This window comes from Streptomyces sp. TSRI0281 (assembly GCF_001905125.1).
Lineage (GTDB): Bacteria > Actinomycetota > Actinomycetes > Streptomycetales > Streptomycetaceae > Streptomyces.
In genome coordinates, this window is record NZ_LWLE01000025.1 from 43039 (window position 1) to 60916 (window position 17878).

A 17878-nucleotide genomic window follows, 5' to 3' on the forward strand; every position below is an offset into this window, starting at 1 on the left:
GAGGGGGTCAGAAGGGCGTGCTGCCGTGGAGCTCCATGCGGGGCACGGGCTCGATCCGGGTGCCCGTCCGCGCCGGCCGGAGCGGCACCCCCGCGATCCGTTCCCACCGCAGCATGGCCCCTTCCCAGCCGGCCGTGATCAGCTCGGTCTCGTCCGGCGTCGTCGTCATGGTCCAGACGACGTATTTGTGGGCCGGGAGGACCGCTCCGATGAGCTGTCCGCCCGGGTCCCAGCGGTGCAGCGTGCCGTCGGCGCAGCCGGCGGTGATCTCGCCGTCTCCGGTCAGCACGAGCCCCCGCACCGGTGAGCCCGCCACCAGCGGGCCGCCGACCTGCCGTCCGGTGTCGCGATCCCAGCGGCGGACCGTGCCGTCACGGCCGCCCGAGGCGAACTGCCGCCCGGCGGAGCCTGCCGAGAGGGACTGGACAGGCCCGCTGTGGCCGAGCAGGGGCTCGCCGACCGGAGTGCCGGCCGTCCGGTCCCAGCGTCGTACGGTGCCGTCCACTCCGCCCGAGACGATCTCTGCGTCGTCGGGGGTGACGGCGACCGCCTGCACCGTGCCGGTGTGTCCGCGCAGCGGCTCGCCGAGCGCCTCTCCGGTGGTCCGCTCCCAGCGGCGGACCGTGGCGTCCTGGGAGGCGGAGACGAACTCGCCGCCGTCGCGGGTGCGGGCCAGGGCCAGCGCCGGGCCCTGGTGGGCGGCGATCGGCGCGGCCAGGGAGAGGCCGGTCAGCCGGTCCCAGCGCCTCACTGTGCCGTCGCTGCACGCGGTGACCGCCTCCCGGTCGTCGGGCGTCAGCACCATGCCCCAGATCACGTGCGACACCAGGGGCACCGGGCCGGCCAGAAGGGTCTCGTGCACCCGGTCCCAGCGGAACAGCCGGCCGGCGTCGTCCGACGCGACGATCTCCACCGCGTCGGAGGTCACGGCCAGCGCCATCGCGGCGATGTCCGTTTTCATCCTGTCCCCCCGGGCGGTACGGCCCCGTCGAACGCGAGCGCGCTGGACGCCTCGCCCCGGCCGGCCCGGACCCGGCGGCCCACCCACTGGTAGACCCGGCCGTCCTCGCCGCGCGCCACCACCGGCACCCGGCCGGCCGTCACCCCCGAGCGGGGGACCTCCTCGTCGCGGAAGAACACGCGTTTCACCTCCGGCTCCAGGATCCGGCCGGCCGCCTTGAGCTGCGGCAGGCGGGTGCCGTCCGGACCGAACCGGGGGATCTGCCCGCGCCGTAGGCACACCGCTGCGGAGCCCGTCGCCAGTGGCACAGGCACCAGCGGGATCCAGTACGCCGGGACCGCCGTGACCAGCCGGTAGGCAAGCGCGGTCGGATCGGTCGGTGCCACTTGGGGGTCGTCGTCGGGTGGTTCGTCGCCGCGCGCCCGCGGCCCGCCGGTGGCGCTCGGCACCGTCCGCTCGATCGCAAACCCCAGGTTGGCCATCTCGTCGCGGGCGAAGAGCACCTCCTCCACGGGGACGCCTTCCAGACGCGCCGAGGCGGTCGGCAGCAGCGGCAGCAATGCCGGCCCGGGCTTTCCGTCCTGGGCGTTCGTCAGCCGGAACACCGACCAGTGGTCGTCCTCGACCGGGTCGACGGCCGTCTCGTCCTGGAAGGTGTCGACGACCGTGAGCCCGGCGATCCGGTGCAGCGCGCCCGTGGCCAGCTCCACCGGGACCATCCAGTGGTCGTTGCCGTAGATGTTCGCGAACTCGACGACCAGCAGCCGGGCCAGGTCGGGCAGACCCGCCCCGATGGCGGGCAGATTGACCGTCCTGTCCTCGAACTCCCACCAGCGTTCGGTCGGCATGCCCGGATACGTGACGCGGGTGGGCAGCATCTCGGCGGGCGTACCGCCGGCCGGCGCGGGCAGCGGTGCCGTACCGGCGTCGAGGTCGAACTGGTACGCGTCGGCTGTGCCGCCGGTGTACTCGGGCGCCGTTAGCGTCACCGGCCGCCCGCCCGGGGCCGCCGTGACCGCGAAGCGGTGCTCCAGGCGTTCCCGTACCCAGCTCGACGGCACCGGCGGCCGGTACCGGCCGCGGAACCACACGAGCCACTGCTGTGCCGCCTGGTCGAAGGCGGTCCGCTGATCGCCGGTGAGCCCCGGCGGATGCCATCCGCCGTCCAGGTACCCGGCGAGCGCGACGCCGTCGGGTGCCCGCTCGGCGAGCACCGCCCGCAGCGCCTGCCCGGCCGGGTCGCGCCGCAGCGGATCATCGACCGGGTTCGCCGGCGGCCCTGGCAGCGGCGCCTTGGCGAGCACCGCCGCGTCGATCCGGTCCAGGACGGCGTCCGGAAGGCTTTGGGCACGCAGGGTGTCGAGGAACCGCCGGCCGGCCCTGGCGACGGCCCGCAGCGGCAGCCCCTGGATAACCTCACCCGGCGCGGCCCCGGCCTCCGCCAGGTACTCCAGCGGCATGCCCTTCGGCAGGCTGAAGCCCGGCGCGTCGCCGCCCGCGTGGAAGGCGTCAAGCGGGGTGCTCTCGATGTCGATCCGGCACCGGACCGGCGAGCCCGTGTCCTCGCCCGCGAACTCCGCCATCTGCCACTGCCGGGCGAGCAGGAACAGCGGGTCGGCAACCCTGGCGGCGAGGGCCTCGTCGAGCTGGCCGCCGGTGCCGCTCGGCCGGACCTCCGGCTCCACTCGATGGAACTGGCCGAAGGCCATCACGTCGAAGGTCATCAGGACTCTTTCTTGATCAGATCCGCCATGATGACGGCCAAATCCGCCCGGTTCATCAGGTCCTTCACGTGCACACTGGGCGCCGTCCCCATAGCCGACTCGGGCAGATATGCGGCGGGCAGGTACCGCCCCAGCCAGCCCAGCGCGGCCAGGTCGACCAGGCGCAGCTTCGCCAGGTCGAGCGCCTCGCCGATGGTGTCGGCGAGCACGTCCGGGGTCCACGGCTGACCGACCACCGGCGGCACGGCGAGGAGCACGGCCTGCGGAGCCCGCGCGCCGGGCGCGTCGAAATGGAAGGTGGCGCCCGCCGTGTGCTGCTGAGCGGGGATCAGGTCGGACCAGGCGTCGACGACGAGGACGGCGGAGCTGCCCGAGGCAAGGGACGTGGCGGGGCCGTGCACGACCAGGCCGGTGGCCGGCTTCTCCTCGTCGGCGGGCGTACGCGGCCCGCCGACCCAGCGGTCGTTCAGCGCGAACGGCATCTGTCCGATCCGCAGAGTGTGGCCGATGCCGGTCGCCGCCGCCCCGGTGTGCAGCAGCAGGTCGGCGAGGGCGCCGGTGCCCGGCCGGACCGTGCCCATCTGATCCACCCAGTCACCCGGTACGAGCGAGGGGTCGCCGCCCCGGTCGAGCCCGGTACCGAAAGAGGAGTCGAGTGTCGCCGCGTCGGGCGGTGCCACCAGGGCCACGGCACGGAATCCGGCACCGAAGACCGCTTCCAGGACCGCGCTGTCGGCGCGCGGCCCGGCGGGCGTCGCCGCCGCGTCGGCCGCCGCCAGCCGCGTCCTGGCCTCGCGCAGCGCGGCGGCCAGCTGGCCGGCCCGCTCCGCGTCGGTTCCGGCGGGCGGTCCGGTCACTCCGTACGCGGCAAGCTTGTCCAGGTCCTGCTCGGTCGCGGCCTCGTGGAGGCCGGCGCGGGCCTGCTCCGCCCGGTCGTGCAGCTCCGGGGCGGCGGCCACCGGCACCGCGGGGTACGCGTGGGCGAGGTCGCCCGGGGTACCGGGACGGCCGGCCGCGATCACCCCGGCCACCGCCGCGCCGAGCGCCTCCACCTGGAGGATGTCCAGGGTGGTACGCGACCAGCCCGCGCCCCGGTCCGTGCGCAGGACGGGGAGGGCGTCGGCAGGCACGTTCGACGGCCGTTCGGGCAGGAGCGCGGTGGTGAGCGGGACCCGCAGCCGGTTTCCGGCGGCGAGCGCGACCACGTCGAGCGCGCTGTATCCGGTGAGCGGCCAGGCGTGCTCGGTGACGGTGGTCGCGCCCGGCACGTCCTGCTGGCCGGGCCGCAGCCAGGCGGCCCGAAGCCGGATCCGGTCGGTCGTTCCCAGCTGGTGACCGGCCCAGGTGTCGAGCCGCGGTTCGGCCGCCGCCCGGGGCCGTACGGTCTGCTGCGCGCCGTCCCAGCCCGCCGCGCGGGGCGTCCCGTCCGGCACGACGACCAGGACCCGGTGGCCCACCGAGACGCCGCGGCGCGGGGTGTCGAGCACCTGGGGCCGCGGTGGCGGCTGCCCGCCGGCCGCCAGCGACTCCAGGGTGGCACCGGCACGGTCCGGGCTGCCCTGGGTCAGCTGGTGCACGCTCTCGGCGACCAGCAGGTCCCCGACGGCGTCGAGGTCGTCGCGCAGCGCGGCGAGGATCTGCCGGACGGCCTGTTCCTCGGGGCCGGTCATCTGCGGGTCGCCCGAGTTCGTCCGTAGGTACGCGATGACGTCGTCGTCGGTCACCTCGGCGAGCCGCGCGCCGTCGGTGACGTCGTGGGCGCCGATGAACTCCTGGGCTCCCGTGCCCGGGTGCTGGACGCCCTGTACCGACCACTTGGCGCGCAGCGGGGCGACGAACCGGTCGAGGACCAGCGTCGAGCCGGGCGCCTCGCCCGCCTCGTGCAGCCGTCGTTCCAGCCGGTAGCCGAGCAGCGCGCCGAACGGCTGCCCCTGGGCGACCCCGTCGAGGACGGTCATGGCCACCCGCATCCGCCGCGAGGAGAGGTCCACCGCGAAGGCGCCGGGGTCGGTGGGGTGGGAGAGTGCGCCGCTGCGCAGGATGGCAGCGGTGGTGGCCTGCGGGAGCGAGGGCGCGAGCACCCAGCCCTGGCTGAACGGGGCGGTGCGCGCCGAGAGGTTCTCCACCCAGCCGTAGGCGCCCAGTTGCACCCCGGTCGGGCGCCGTTCGCGCAGCGCGGTGAGCCGGGCGGTGGCCAGGGAGCCGATCCAGGCGTCGAGCCGGTGGGAGACCAGGTCGAGGCTTTCGCCGAGCAGCCGCTCCAGGGGGCCGAAGGCGTCCCCGCGGGCGGCCCAGTCCGGCACCCGCGTGGCGAGGTACTGCAAGGCCGAGTCGATCTCCGCGAGCCGGATGCTCCAGGGCCGCTCGGTGCCGAGCAGGGTGAGCACGCCCCGGTCCCGCGTCGCCGCCTTGAGGACCTGACCGGCCATGGCCGTGCGGGTGTCGAGGATGGTCTGGTAGATCGTCGGTGCCGGGTCGGTGGGCTGTCCCGCGTCGGTCGCGGGCCTGATGGTGTGGGCGGTCTTGGGCGTGTGCGGCATCGCGGGCCTGGACGCGGTCGTGGATACGGTCGTGGGCAGCCGCATGATCGTGCCGAGGGTGAAGGGCTTCGACTTCAGGCCGGATGCGGTGATCGTGGGCAGCAGCTTGGCGGGATTGAACAGCACCTGGGCGAAGCGCAGCCGGGCCTGGACCTCCTCCGGGTCCTTGGCCCCGGCGGCGGCCCGCCCGTACTCCAGGTTGGCGGTGTGCTTGAGCAGCGCCTCCAGGAGGGTACGGGCGTCCTGATTGCCGACGACGAGTTTGAGCGTGTCGAAGCGGGTGACGACCCCGTTCAGGAAGTCCGTCAGTACCTTGACCGGGTCCTGGCCATCGGGCAGGTTCGGCTGGACGTAGGGCAGCCAGAGGCGGGTGGACGCGCCGTTGACGTGATGGCTGATCCGTGGCCGGTAGGTGATGCCCAGGGCCTCGTCGAGGGCTCGGGACTGCACGTCCTCGGGGGTGTCGCCCATGCAGAAGCCGGTGGTGGTGAAGTCGATGCCGGCCAGGCCGAGTCCGATGTCCTTGAAGCAGGCGTACAGCCCTGCCTGGACGGACCGGACCGACACGGTCCGCGACACCGGGGACATGCCCAGGGCGCGTAGGACGTCGCGCTCGGGCTTGGGGAGCTGGAGGGTCTCCCCGGGCTGGTCGGGGCCGCCGACCCGGGGCAGGTTACCGACGCCCACCTCCCAGAACGGGCGCAGCACGCCGAGCACGCGGTGCAGCCCCGCGAGGCCCGGCGACTCGTTCGTGTCCGCCTGCCACCGCGCGGTGGCGGTGACCGGCAGCAGACCGTACGGCTGTCTGCCGATCCGCAACACCGGCAGCGGGCCGCGGGCCCGCACGTGCTCGATGTGGTGGCGGCGCAGCCAGCCCCGGTCGACGGGGAGTTCCGTGGTTCCCCGGTCGCTCTCCAGGAGTTCGTCGAGGTAGAAGTCCCCGGTGGCGCTCCACAAGGCGATCTGCAGGGCGCGCGCGTCGGCCTGTTCCGGCTCGTCGGCGCCGGGCAGCGCCGCGAGGAGGCCGGCCGGCACGCCGAGCGCGGCGGCGGTGCGGGCGCTGTTGGCCCACGGGTCGGGCGCGGCGGCGGGGGTGGCGCCGAGCAGCCGGTCGGCGTCGGGCGGCGCGGGTGGCGGGCTCTCGTCGCCGGCGAGCAGGTTGGTCGGCGTGCCCTGTGGTACGAAGGCGGCCTCGCCGTCGCCGTCGCGCCCGGACAGCAGTCGGGCGAGCCGGTCGGCGGACGCCTCGGGGGTGAGGGTGGCGGACACACCGAACGCGACCACCCGGGTGAGCAGGGGCTTGCGGCTGGGGTCGTATCCCAGGTCGGCGCGCAGCGGCACGGCGACGGCAAGCCCCTTGGCCTCCGCCTCGGCGTAGTCCGTCAGCCAGCGCAGTCCCGGGTCGAGGGGCAGGCCGCTCGGCGGGGGCACGGCGTCCGGGTCGGGCCCCATCTGCACCACGTCCGGGACCGGCAGGCCCTGCGCCTCGCCTACCAGCACGTCGTCCTGGTAGGCCCGTACGACGAACTGGTCCGGCAGAGTCGAGGCGGTCGCCGCCCGGTTCCAGCCCCGCCCGCGCATCTGCACGGTCGGCCAGTCCGGTTCCGGCACCGGGTCTGTGCCGGGCACCGGTGCCTGCGGCCGGGTGTCGGACAGCGGTGTGAGCAGCCGGACGAGCCACCGGGCCCGCTCGGCTCCGAGCGTGCCGGTCAACTGTCCCCAGCCGGCGAGGAGCAGCCGCGCGCGGTCGCCGTCCGCGTTCTCCGCGCGGCCCGCCCGCCACACGGTCCGCCAGTAGCGGCGGCCCTCCTGGACCTCGCCGTCCGTCGGCAGGGGCTCGTGCGAGTCGACGTGGATGTCGTCGGGAAAGACGCGGACGAGCAGCGTGTCCGCCGCCGTCCCGTCCGCCGCCGTCCCGCCGGCCCCGTGCCGGTGCGCATCGTGGCCATGCGTCCTGTGCCCGTGCGCCTTCCGGTCGTGCGCCGCCGTCCGGCCGGCGGTCTCCGGCCCGTGCGTCCCTGGTGTGTCCGTCCCGCCGCCGAGCCGCAGCCGCGTCTCCAGCCTTACGGGCATGAGGACGAGCGGCACCTCGGGATCGAGTCCGGCGAGCAGTGGGGCGAAGCCATGCTCCGCGAAGGCGCGTACTCCCGCGTCGATGGCCCGCCGGGCCTGTTCGAGCCGGGCGAAGGCGGCCCGTCGGTCGTCGGCGGTGGCGTGGTTGCCGAGCAGCGCGCGGTGCTCCTCGGCCACGGCCACGGCCCGGCGCAGAGCGCCGAGTTCTTTCATCGGTGGCTCTCCTCGGGATGCAGCAGTCGCTCGGCGGGCAGCACGATCCTGACGGGCTGCTGGAAGCACTGGCGGGCGATCCCCGCGGCGCTGGTGCCCCAGACGAGGCCGTTGTAGGCGACCTTGGGACGCACGGTCCCCGGGGCGTAGGCGGCGGCCAGATAGGCCGCCTCGGAGTCGAAGAGGTGGGTCCAGCTGAGGTTGTTCCAGTCGTCCGCCTCGTCGCCGGGGGTGTCCGGCGCCTGGTAGACACTGCCCCAGCCGAGGGCGGAATCCGGGTCGTCGAGGCCGAACCGGGGCTCGGTCGGCTGCTCGGCGATCACGAAGCACCACGGGGTGGCCTTGAGTTCGGCCTCGGTGAGGTCGAAGCCCAGCATGGCGGTGTCGGGGTCCAGGCCACCGCGGAAGATCGGATGCCGGGCGTGGTCATCGTCGGGGTCGCTGCCGTTCAGCGGCGCCGCGTAGATGATCGCCCCAGGGTAGCGGCGCAGCAGCGCGCTGCGCAGGAGCAGGACGACGCGGTCGGGCGGGGCGGTCAGATGCGCCCCCAGCGGCAGGTCGAGCCGCCAGGTGTGCAGCGGCGGGAGATCCGTTCCGTACCCCCAGAACGAGGCGAAGTAGGTGCCGCGCTGGTCGGTCGGGTACTCGCGCCAGCGCAGCTCTCGGGCGAACTCGTGGTTGAGGCCCACCATGTACGCGGCGACGAAAGGGGGGTTGGTGAGGGCGAGGGTGGCGGTGTCCGCCGGGATGTGTTCAAGGCCGCCGAACATCCACTCGGTGGACTGGGCCGACAGCGGGGGCCACATGGCGTCGGGGAAGACCGGCGCCCACTGCACGGGAGTGTCCGGATCGCCGGTGTCCGGACGGTCGACGCGCGCTCCCACGACCGCGGGCACGGTGACCGTGGGATCCGTGAGATGCACGATCGCCTGCTGGGTCTGCTGGGCGGGGAAGTTGTCGCGGGGCGGGACCGGCGGGGCGTCCGACGGTTTGAGGGCCCGGTCGTGGGCCGAGACGACCATGTCCTTCAGGTCCTTGGGCTGGGCGCCGACCACGACGGGGACGGGGAGCCGGTCCTGCTGCCCGGCGAGGACGCCCGGGTCGGTGATGAGGCCGAGGCCGAGTTGGTGGGAGGTGTTCCACTGGTCGACGAGACCCTTGAGGACGGAGGTGTCCCAGGGGATCTGGTCCCCGCCCGGCCCGTCGCCCGTGACCTGGAGGGCGCCGAAGCAGTCCGCCCACCACGTGCCGGAGCCGCCGCTGTCGCTCGGGTCCCAGTCCCAGGTGCCCGGGCAGTCGCCCCGGAACGTGCCGTGGCGGAGGGTGGACCGCCAGGTCCCGGTGAAGACGCCGTCGGAGGTGTTGTTGCTGCCGCTCCAGGTGCCGGTGCACGCGCCGCGCCAGGTCCCGTTCTCCGATCCGTACTCCCACGTCCCCGTATAGAGGCCGAGCCAGGTGGGGTCGCCGCCGTCCGCACCGGCGGGGGGACCGCTCCAGGTGCCCACGAAGTCGCCCCTCCAGCTGCCCGACCGGCCGCCCCCGATGTCCCAGGTGCCGTGGCAGCGGCCCGTCCAATTGCCCAGCGCGCCGCCGTGCGCGACCCCGTCCCACGGACCGATCCACTGACCGGCGAAGCCCCCCTGCGTCGCGCCGGTGCCCGGCTGCTCGGTGAACAGGCCGAGTCCGACCGGGCCGGTCCGGCCGCTGGGGAAGACGAGGTCGCCCTCCGGTGTCACCGTGGTCCGGGCCAGGAAATCCGCGGGGGCCTCGGCCTCGGGCAGGTCTGTGATGCGGAAGGCGCGGTTGAGCGCGACGGCGGGCACCGGCGGGGTGGCGGCGAGCTGTTCGGTGGTCACCTGCCGTTTCAGGGAGCGCCCCACCGCGTCGGCCGCGACCTGCTTCCAGGCGTCCGGCGCGGCGTCCACGGGCGCGAAGACCTTCCGTACGGCTTCCAGCCGGTCGGGGGCCACGACCTGTTCGGGCGCGACGGCGAAGCCCACCGCGCCGTCCGGGTCGCGGGGGGTGACGGCGAGTCCGGTGGGTGAGGCGGCGACCGAGGTCAGCACGGTGGCGAACGGCGGTGGCTGCGCGACGTCCACCGTCTGTCCGGCCGTGAGTCCCTCGATGAGCGCCACCCGCCGGCTGAGCGCCCCCATCGGGCGCACCGTGCGGAAAAAGGTGGTGGTGGCCATGGCGTTGGGCAGCAGACTCGACCGGATCGACGACCACAGGGTGGTGTCCGCGGTCAGCGGGAGGCGGCTCTGCAGCGGGGCGACCAGGCGCAGCGCCTCGTCGGCGGAGAGCGGCGTGACGTGCCTGAAGTGCAGTCGGCCGGCGATCAGCCGGGCGAACCGGCCGAGGTCGATCACCCGGTTGGCCGCCCGGACGTCGGCGAGCTGGCGCCACGCCGAGGCCATGAGGGCCTCCTGGTCGGCCTGGACGGCGCGGGCGCCGAGCCCGGCCGCGACCCGCCACCGGGGGTCGAGATTGAGAACGTCGAGCCAGCCCTGCGAGGCGGGGTCCGTCTGCTTGCGCAGCGCGTGGAAGCCTCCGTACAGCGGGGGCAGCACATCGGGGTCCTCGTCGCCCTCGCCGTCCGCGATCGGTACCAGCGCGTCGGCGAGCCGCTGGCGCCACCGCGCGCTCGGGGGGCCGACGGGCCAGGGATCCGGGGCCGGGGTGTCGGGCGCCCGCAGCGCGCTCTCCACCTGCTGGACGACCGGCCCGGGGCCGGTCGCGAACAGTCCCGGGCGGCTGATGTCGAGTGGTCTGCGGCCGGGGTGCGCGGGCAGTGGGCGGGCCCGCAGCCGGTCGGCCAGTGTCTCGAAGTCGCCGCCCTCGGCGGTGGCGAACGTCCAGGAGAAGTAGACCGGCAGATCGCGCGTCTCCGTGCCGACGCCCCAGGCGGGTGCCAGGCTGGCGCCGTCCAGGGGCTGTCCGAGCCCGGCCAACCGCCCTGCTTCGAAGGTGGGGACGAGACAGGCGGTGTAGCCGGTGTACGGCAGCAGGCGGCGCGGGGCGAGCAGCCGGGACACGGACCGCCGGGGATCGGTCTCGTGCCCCGGCAGTGTCTGCGCGTGCGCCCAGAGGTGCAAGGTCGCCGGGTCGGGCAGTTCGCTGCCCGCCACCCGCAGGACGGGCAGCGGGACGCCGGGGGCGTGCTCGGGCCGCCCCTTCGTGAGCGGTACGCAGACCAGGGCGAGCCAGGGGCGCAGGGCGCCGGTGGACCCTGGCATCAGCGGGGTGAACAGCCAGGGCAGTTCGGTCCGTTCGAACTCCACCAGGGGAAAGCGGGTGGTCTCCGCGTCCGGTGTGCCCGGCAGCGGGAAGAGCCGCACGATCTCCTTGGGGTCGACGGCCCGGACGTCGCCCGGCCCGTACAGCTGGAGGGCGGGGGCCGGAACCGGCCGACCGGGGCGGCCGTTCACGGAGGCCGTGGCCGCCAGCGAGCCCCGTACCGGCGTGGTGCGCAGCAGGTCGTCGGGGTCGGTCAGGGAGGCGGCGGCGCCGGACCGGTCCCAGGACGCGAAGGTGTACGTGGTCATGGCTTCACCTCGTATGCGGGCACGACCTGTCGCAGCGCGGACCGGCCCGACACGGTCGCCAGCAGGGCGGTGGCTTCGGTGAAGGTGGACGTGTGCGCGAACCCGGCGTCCTTGAGAGTGCCGGTCACGACGACCGCGTACGAATGGTCCTTCAGGACCGGTTTGTCCGGCGTGGTGATCGGCGGCGAGACATAGCGGTTGCTCAGCTCGTGCACGAGGCTGCGGCCCACGGCCCCGAAGGGGAGCGCCGCGATGAAGGCCGCGTCGGTGATCCGCCACGAGGGTTTCGGCGTACTGACGGGGCCGCCGAGCCACTTGGTCTCGTACTCCACCGGCACCGAGTACTGGGGCGCGGTCACCGCGGGGGCGGGCGGGGTCAGTTCGCTGCCCGAGCAGAGCTGTTCGAAGGCCGGCTGGGTGAGCTTCTCGTCGTCCGTCAGGTCGAAGAAGTCGGCCCGCGCGAAGTCCTCCTTGACCGGCTGAGCGGTGCCCGCCCCGCCGGCGAAGGTCACGGCCACGGCGAAGGTGGTCGGCAGGGGCAGCCGGCCCGGCCCGTACCGGACCACCTGGATGCCCAGCGGAACCGTGCGCTGGCTGAACCGCGGCCGGCCCAGCGGATGCAGCAGCCGTCCGTCGGCCGCGTCGTCGGCGCGCAGCGACACCATCGTGCGCGCCCCGTCCGGCAGGACCGGCTCCCAGCTGCGCGGGTCGTCCAGGGCCTGCTCCAGGAGCCGGCAGACGTCTGGGGGCGGCGGCAGGGCGGTCTCGCCGGTGCAGTCCCAGCGTTCGTCGAAGGGAAAGCTCACGTCGAAGAAGAGCAGGGACACGCTGGCCCGGCCAGCCACGTGCCAGCAGGGGGTGGGGCCGTCCACGTGGATGCGCAGTCCGAGCGCGCACAGAGTCCGGGAGGCGAAGCGCAGCTCGAAGGAGCCGCTCAGGTCGAGCTGGACGCCGAAGCTGGGGTCCCAGCGCACCAGCGCGTCGAAGGAGAGCCGCCCGGTGACTCCGGTGCTGCGGGAGCCGATGACGGCGGACAGCTCCGCGCCCGCCTGGACGGTGCCAGGGGTGATGGCGAAGTAGCCGGAGAAGACGATGCGCAGCAGCGGGCTGTTCGCGAGGGGGATGGTCAGACGCTTCGGGGTGGGGAAGCCGGCGGGCGGGGTGAAGCGGGGGTGGAAGCCGCCGGCGCTGAGGATGAAGGTGGCGTCCTGCCCGCTCTTCACACGCAGGGCGAGACCGCCCTCGATGGAGGCGGTGAGAAGCCGGGAGCCGGCCAGGTCGGCGATGATCTCGATCAGGCCGTTCGCGGCGTCGACGACGCCCGCGACCGAGGCCCGCAGGTCGAGGATCGGCACTTCGGGGGCGGGCAGGGCGACCCGGAGCCGGCCGAGGATGCCCACCACGCCGCTGGGCAGCTGGAGCACCACGCCGATGTCGGCGGTGATGAAGGAGACGGGGCGGCCCCAGCCGATCCGGAACATCGGGCCGACTACCGTGCTGCCCGGGCGGACGGGGAAGACCGCGCCCAGGTTGGCCAGGATCCGCGGCGCCGCCGCGGCGGGGTCCGCGGGGAACAGCAGGTCATCGAGATGGCCGGCCTGGACGACCTGGGCGAGGGCCGCCTGGTCGAGCGCGCGGCCGATGCCGAGAAGTCCGCCGACGGCGTTGAGGGTGATGGCGAGGCCGAGCTCGACGGGCGGGGTGAACAGGGCGCTCATCACGACGAGGACCGACACCGGTGTGGTGTCCAGGATCCCGAAGGCCCGCACCTCGACGACGCCGAGACTGAGCGAGAGCGCGCCTTCGTACCGGCCGTCGTGCACGGCGAGGAATCCGCCGCCCTTGGCCGGGCCGACGGCGAGGGTGAGTCCGAAGCCCGTCGGCGGGACGGGGGTCGCCGTGAATCCGCCGCCGCTGGGGCTGATGGCGAGGCCGACGCCGTCGACGGTCGCGTCGCCGAGGCCGAGCAGCTTCGCGCCGAATGCCGCGTCGAGCCGGAGCCCGCCGCCTTGGGCGGAGACGAAGAGGGAGGGCGCGCGAACCACGGACGGCGCCTTGTCCAGGGGAATCGCCACGCCCTTGCCGGCGGCGCCGCCTTCGAGCCGCAGGCCGTTCTTGTCGAGCTGGACCGCGAGGCTGCCCGAGAGGGCGAGGCCGCCGGGGACGAGAAGCCCGAGCAGTGCGTCGCCGGTGAACGCCAGAGTGACGCCGTCGGCCCGGAAGGTGAGCGTTGAGGCATCGGGGGTGGCGGAGGGGAGGGAGAGCACGAGGCTGATCCCGTCGCTCACGGCCAGTCCGGGTACGAGGGGAAGCGCGCCGGTCAGGTGGAAGGTGAGGCCGATCGTCGGGGGCAGGGCCGTGGCGGTGGGCGCCGGCACCGGACCGGGGCCCAGCGTGAGCACGTCCTGGATGACCAGCTGCCAGGCCGGCAGTGACTGCCCGACCGCCGTCCGCAGCAGGTCGACGAGGACCGGCCATACGCCCCCCTGGGACGCGGCGTCCGGCAGGGCGAACCGTGCGAGCAGCGCGTCGGGGGTCAGTGCGCCGCCGGACAGGCCGAGCGCCTGCGCGAGCCGTTGTCTGCGGGTGGCGTCGTCGGGCAGGCCCGCGAGGACGGGGAGGAGGGGGTCGAGCCCCGCACGGAGTTGGGCCGCCAGTTGCGGCAGCGGGGTCGTCACCGGCAGGCCGTGCGGACGCGGGGGATGCCGGGTGCGCGAGGGACATTCATCTGATCGTTGCCGTTCTCCGCCCGGGGCCGGGAGCGCTGCCGCCGCGACGGATGGGGATGGGAACGCCTCGACGCTAACGCCGACCGTCGCACCGGGCATGGCCGCGCGCCGCGGAACGGGACCAGGCGGTACACATTTCACCTGACCGGCAGGGTTCACCCGACCGGCAGGGCGACTCAGCCACGAGAGCCGGTCGCCCGCCCGGGACCGCCGGGTCAGGTCGGGTTCCGGTCCGGTCGTGGTGCCGTTGTCCGTCACGGCGGCAGGCCGTCGTGACGTCACCGGTTCCGTCGCTCTTCGCGCTGCGGGCGGCAGCGCCCGCGCGTCGCGCCGCGCGCGGCGCGCGGCGGTAGTTGGACGCGTGCGCACCCATCCCCTAGACCTCACTCACAGTATCCACTCTGTCACCAGAACCGGACGGGTCCGGCGGCGCGGGCCGAGCAGGACCGATCAGGAGCGACATGCCGCCTCTCCAGCCGCCCGGGGACCGTGAGACGCTGCGACGGCTCCTCGCGGAGAACGCGTTCGCCCACGCGGCCGATGGTCACGACCTGTGCGGTCGCTCCGGCACCCGGGTTCCGTGGCTCTACTACGGCGGCGCGGTGAGCCTCACTCCGCGAGGTGCGCGGCTGATGGCCGCGGCCGTCCTCGACCGGCTCGGCGGGTTCGAGGCGACCCAGCTCGTGGCCCCTCGGGCGGGCCCTCGTCCGGAGGTCCCTTATCCGGCGGTCCCTCGAAAAGCGCGGCGAGGTCGCGGAGCGTGTCCCGCTCGGCGGGCGTCAGGGCGTACGGAGCCAGGGCCGCGTCAGGATCGGACCGTACGGCAAGGCAGAAGTCGAAGTCCGACTGCGGCGATCGACAACGTCGTCAAGAGCGCCCACGCGAAGCACCTTTGAACAGGTGATCGCTCCTGCGGCCGGCGGCGGATGCTGACGAAGGTCCCGCCCGCCGCCGCCGAAGGAGAGACAGGCCGCGACCGGCGACCGACCCGAGGCGATCTCCTCCAGGAACGTCCGGACACCCGGACGGATGGCCTCCTGACATTCCTCGACGAGGTCCTCTGCATCGCCGGACACCAGATCCGACAGGAGCTCCAGGGAGCACCACCCACACGCGTGGCGCAGAAGGACCGCGCCGCCACCAGGATCTCTGCGACCGCGGGCGGCGGGCGGTACCGGAACTCCCCGCTGACGCATGGCCTTCCATCCACCTCCGCTGGTCACGGAGGCTGGCTGTCGGGATCCGTGGCCAGCGCCTCGAAGGGCCCGTCGAACACATGGAGAGCGCTCTACTCACCGCACTCGCAGCGGAGCGTCGTGATCCCGCTGTCCTCGATCGCGGCGCGAATCAGACAGCTCTTCGGCATCTCCCGCCCTGCCTCGGGGGGGGCGGTCACCATGCCCGGCCATGCGGCGGCACGTACGACGAGCGGACCGAGCGCCGGCTTTCTACCATGGAGATAGGCGACCCCTGGCTCGACATGGCCGCCCGCACTCCCTCGGAGCGGAGGACGCACCTCTCGGAATCGCTCTTCCTCCTCACCTCGACGGGGCCTCCGGCAGCATGCGGCGCGACAACCAGGACTCCGGTGGCCAGGGGGCCGATCTCCGCAGAACGGAGGCCAACCATCATGCGTACCGCGGTGCGCGACAACTTCTCCGCCTTCTCCACACGGTTGGAGGGGCGGGTCAGACACATGTATCTGGACAGCCTCGGCAACGTGACCATCGGCATCGGCAACAAGATCGACCCCGTGGCGGATGCCCTGGCGCTCGCTTCCCTCGGCGCACCGTTGCTCCGGGACAGTGACAACACGAAGGCCTCCGACTTCGAGATCACCGCCGAGTGGACTGTCGTCAAGGCCGGCGGCACCGCCACGACTCTGCATCTCAGCGACGCGGGGATCGACACCCTGGTGACGAAGCGGCTGAACCAGAACGAGGCCGTGATCCGCACCCTCTTCGCAGGGTTCGACACATGGCCGGCCGACGCCCAGCTCGGCGTCCTCAGCATGGCCTGGGGCCTGGGGCCGAACGGCCTGGGCCCGTCCCTGTTCCGGAAGTTCCATTTGGCCGTCGGCGCCAGAAACTGGTTCGCCGCCGCACTGCAGTGCAACATGGGCGGATCGGGCCTGGGGAAGCGCAACGCGGTCGACCGCGGCCTGTTCCGGAACGCGGGCGTTTCGGAGGAGCCGCCGGCCAGCGACCCTGACATTCTCTTCCTTCCCGTCCCCGGCAATCGCCCCAATCGCCAGCTCGGGGACGTCGACCAAGCGGGCGCGGACGATATCGGAGTCATACAAAGGATGTTCGGCCCGACGCGCCTGAATCTCCTGGTCCCGGGCACCTTCACCCGGGGAACCTTCGACGCGGCCACGCTCGTCGCGGTCACCGCCTTTCAGACCACCGAGGCGGCTCTGCCCAACTCGGGCCCCTTCCCCGTCACGGGCGTGGTGGCCCAGCTCACCTGGGCATGCTTGGGCGAGCACGTCCCACAGGCCTGAGACACGGGACGGCCCGCGACCGGGCGTGCCCGGGTGCTGCCGAATCGGCACGCGTGCCGCCCGCCGTCCCGGCAGCCTCCGCCCGTTCGCCATGGCCACCTGATCCGTCAGGATGCACGCGTGCCCCGCGGTGCCCCGCCACCGCGGGGCAAAGACACAGCACCCCCTGACGGCGCGGGTCGGACAGCCTGGTTCTCGCGCCGGTGGGGGTGTCGCGTCGTGGAGCAACTCACTGGTCCATGTCGCCGAGACCCGCCAGGTCCGCGGCGGCACCGAGCAGTACTACCGGCGTACGGCCCGTCACATGGTCGTCGCCGAACCCCAAGCGGCAGGCACCACTGCGATGCTCGCCGCAGTGGCCCAGGAGCTGGACCGCTCTCCCGCCGAGACCCACCTGACACTGCGCCACCTGCGTCTCGAACCTGCGAAGGCAAGAGAACTCAGCGAGGCCCTCACCAAACTGGTCGATGAGTCTCCCCTCGTAGCGTGGAGTCCGTGACTGCAGGGGGAGTTGAGAGTCAGGGCAGAGAAGCGTCGGGTGTTCAAGCCGGAGTTTCGTGAGGGGGCTGTACGGATCGTGGCCGAGACGGGGAAGCCGATCTCCGAGGTTGCCGATGACCTGGGGACCAACGAGGCGACGCTCGCGAGCTGGGTGTCACGGGCCAAGCGAGCCGAGAAGGGCAAGCCGGCCGTCGTGGCCGGGGTGATCAGCGACCAGAGGACCGAGTACAGCATTCCGCACGCGGTGTCCTGCCGGGCGCTGGGGGGTGAGCCAGTCATGGTTCTACAAGTGGCATACCCGCAAACCCACCCCGCGTGAGCTGCGAAGACAGCAGCTGTCTGACGAGATCAAGGAGATCTTCAAGGAGTCGGGTGGAACCTACGGGTCCCCGAAGATCTTCATCCTGCTGGTCCGCAAGGGCTGGCGCATCTCGGTCAACACCGTTGCGAAGCTGATGGCCGAGCTCGGTCTCATCGCCCGCGTGGTGAAGCACCGTAGGGGTCTGACCAGGCAGGGGAAGCGCCCGGCCGCGCCGGACTTCGTGAAGCGGGACTTCACCGCCGAGGAACTCGACTTCGTCCGGGTCGGCGATATGACCGAGATCGTCACCGCCGAGGGGAAGATCTACCTGGCGACCGTCATCGATCTGTTCTCGCGGCGCCTGCTCGGCTACGCGATGGACGCCCACCACGACGCCGGCCTGGTGGTCGCCGCGCTGAACATGGCCGCGGCCACCCGCGGCGGCGATGTCCGCGGCGTGATCTTCCACAGCGACCGCGGATCGGAATACACCTCACGGAAGTTCGGCCGTGCCTGCCGCAAGTTGGGCGTCTTCCAGTCCATGGGCCGAGTTGGACCGTGCTTCGACAACGCTGTGAGCGAGGCGTTCAACAGCGTGCTCAAGGCCGAGTACGTCCACCGTCGCACCTTCCGCACCCGGGCCGAGGCCCGGATCAAGGTCGCCACCTGGATCACCGACTTCTACAACGCCCGTCGGCTACACAGCGTGTGCGACTACAAGAGCCCGATCGACTACGAACGCGAGTACTGGGCCGGCCTCACCCCGAAGCTGGCTGCATAGGAAGGAC

At 73.3% G+C, this 17878-nt stretch carries 9 protein-coding genes; 4 read left to right on the forward strand and 5 right to left on the reverse strand.

Features of this window, described 5'->3' with window-relative positions; all coding sequences use genetic code 11:
• Nucleotides 1–7: 7 nt before the first annotated feature.
• From A6A29_RS28275 to A6A29_RS28295, 5 genes are read right to left on the reverse strand one after another with little or no spacing between them, the layout of a single operon-like run.
• On the reverse strand, nt 8–961 hold the full coding sequence (locus A6A29_RS28275; RefSeq protein WP_073724128.1) for a WD40 repeat domain-containing protein: 954 nt from the start codon (nt 959–961) through the stop codon (nt 8–10).
• On the reverse strand, nt 958–2685 hold the full coding sequence (locus tag A6A29_RS28280; RefSeq protein ID WP_073724130.1) for a hypothetical protein: 1728 nt from the start codon (nt 2683–2685) through the stop codon (nt 958–960). Before A6A29_RS28280 ends, A6A29_RS28275 begins: the two co-directional genes overlap by 4 nt.
• Nucleotides 2685–7511, reverse strand: a complete 4827-nt coding sequence (locus A6A29_RS28285; protein ID WP_073724132.1) for a hypothetical protein — start codon at nt 7509–7511, stop codon at nt 2685–2687. The genes A6A29_RS28280 and A6A29_RS28285 overlap by 1 nt, the downstream gene beginning before the upstream one ends.
• Complete coding sequence (locus A6A29_RS28290; RefSeq protein ID WP_073724134.1) at nt 7508–11056, reverse strand: hypothetical protein; 3549 nt, start codon at nt 11054–11056, stop codon at nt 7508–7510. Before A6A29_RS28290 ends, A6A29_RS28285 begins: the two co-directional genes overlap by 4 nt.
• Nucleotides 11053–13734 carry a DUF6603 domain-containing protein gene (locus tag A6A29_RS28295; protein WP_073724136.1) on the reverse strand — a complete coding sequence of 894 codons (2682 nt, stop codon included), beginning with the start codon at nt 13732–13734 and terminating at the stop codon, nt 11053–11055. Before A6A29_RS28295 ends, A6A29_RS28290 begins: the two co-directional genes overlap by 4 nt.
• A 1681-nt stretch (nt 13735–15415) precedes the next feature.
• On the opposite strand from A6A29_RS28295, the gene A6A29_RS28305 reads away from it, so the two are divergent.
• The 4 genes from A6A29_RS28305 (at nt 15416) to A6A29_RS28320 (ending at nt 17871) form a co-directional block, all read left to right on the forward strand.
• Nucleotides 15416–16288 (forward strand): hypothetical protein, encoded by an 873-nt coding sequence (locus A6A29_RS28305; protein ID WP_073724140.1) that lies wholly within the window; start codon nt 15416–15418, stop codon nt 16286–16288.
• Nucleotides 16289–16418: 130 nt separating this feature from the next.
• Nucleotides 16419–16787, forward strand: coding sequence for a hypothetical protein (locus tag A6A29_RS28310; RefSeq protein WP_241838697.1), 369 nt, complete (start codon nt 16419–16421; stop codon nt 16785–16787).
• Nucleotides 16788–16826: 39 nt separating this feature from the next.
• A complete protein-coding gene (locus A6A29_RS47065; protein WP_073724142.1) occupies nt 16827–17108 on the forward strand; it encodes a transposase in 282 nt (93 codons plus the stop codon).
• On the forward strand, nt 17056–17871 hold the full coding sequence (locus tag A6A29_RS28320; protein WP_198953329.1) for an IS3 family transposase: 816 nt from the start codon (nt 17056–17058) through the stop codon (nt 17869–17871). The genes A6A29_RS47065 and A6A29_RS28320 overlap by 53 nt, the downstream gene beginning before the upstream one ends.
• The last annotated feature ends 7 nt before the right edge of the window (nt 17872–17878 follow it).

What these genes read in the sequence shown, in the direction of transcription:
- A6A29_RS28280 (WP_073724130.1), bottom strand. Translation starts at nt 2,685, where the DNA reads ATGACCTTCGACGTGATGGCCTTCGGCCAGTTCCATCGAGTGGAGCCG.
- A6A29_RS28285 (WP_073724132.1), bottom strand. Translation starts at nt 7,511, where the DNA reads ATGAAAGAACTCGGCGCTCTGCGCCGGGCCGTGGCCGTGGCCGAGGAG.
- A6A29_RS28290 (WP_073724134.1), bottom strand. Translation starts at nt 11,056, where the DNA reads ATGACCACGTACACCTTCGCGTCCTGGGACCGGTCCGGCGCCGCCGCC.
- A6A29_RS28275 (WP_073724128.1), bottom strand. Translation starts at nt 961, where the DNA reads ATGAAAACGGACATCGCCGCGATGGCGCTGGCCGTGACCTCCGACGCG.
- A6A29_RS28305 (WP_073724140.1), top strand. Translation starts at nt 15,416, where the DNA reads ATGCGTACCGCGGTGCGCGACAACTTCTCCGCCTTCTCCACACGGTTG.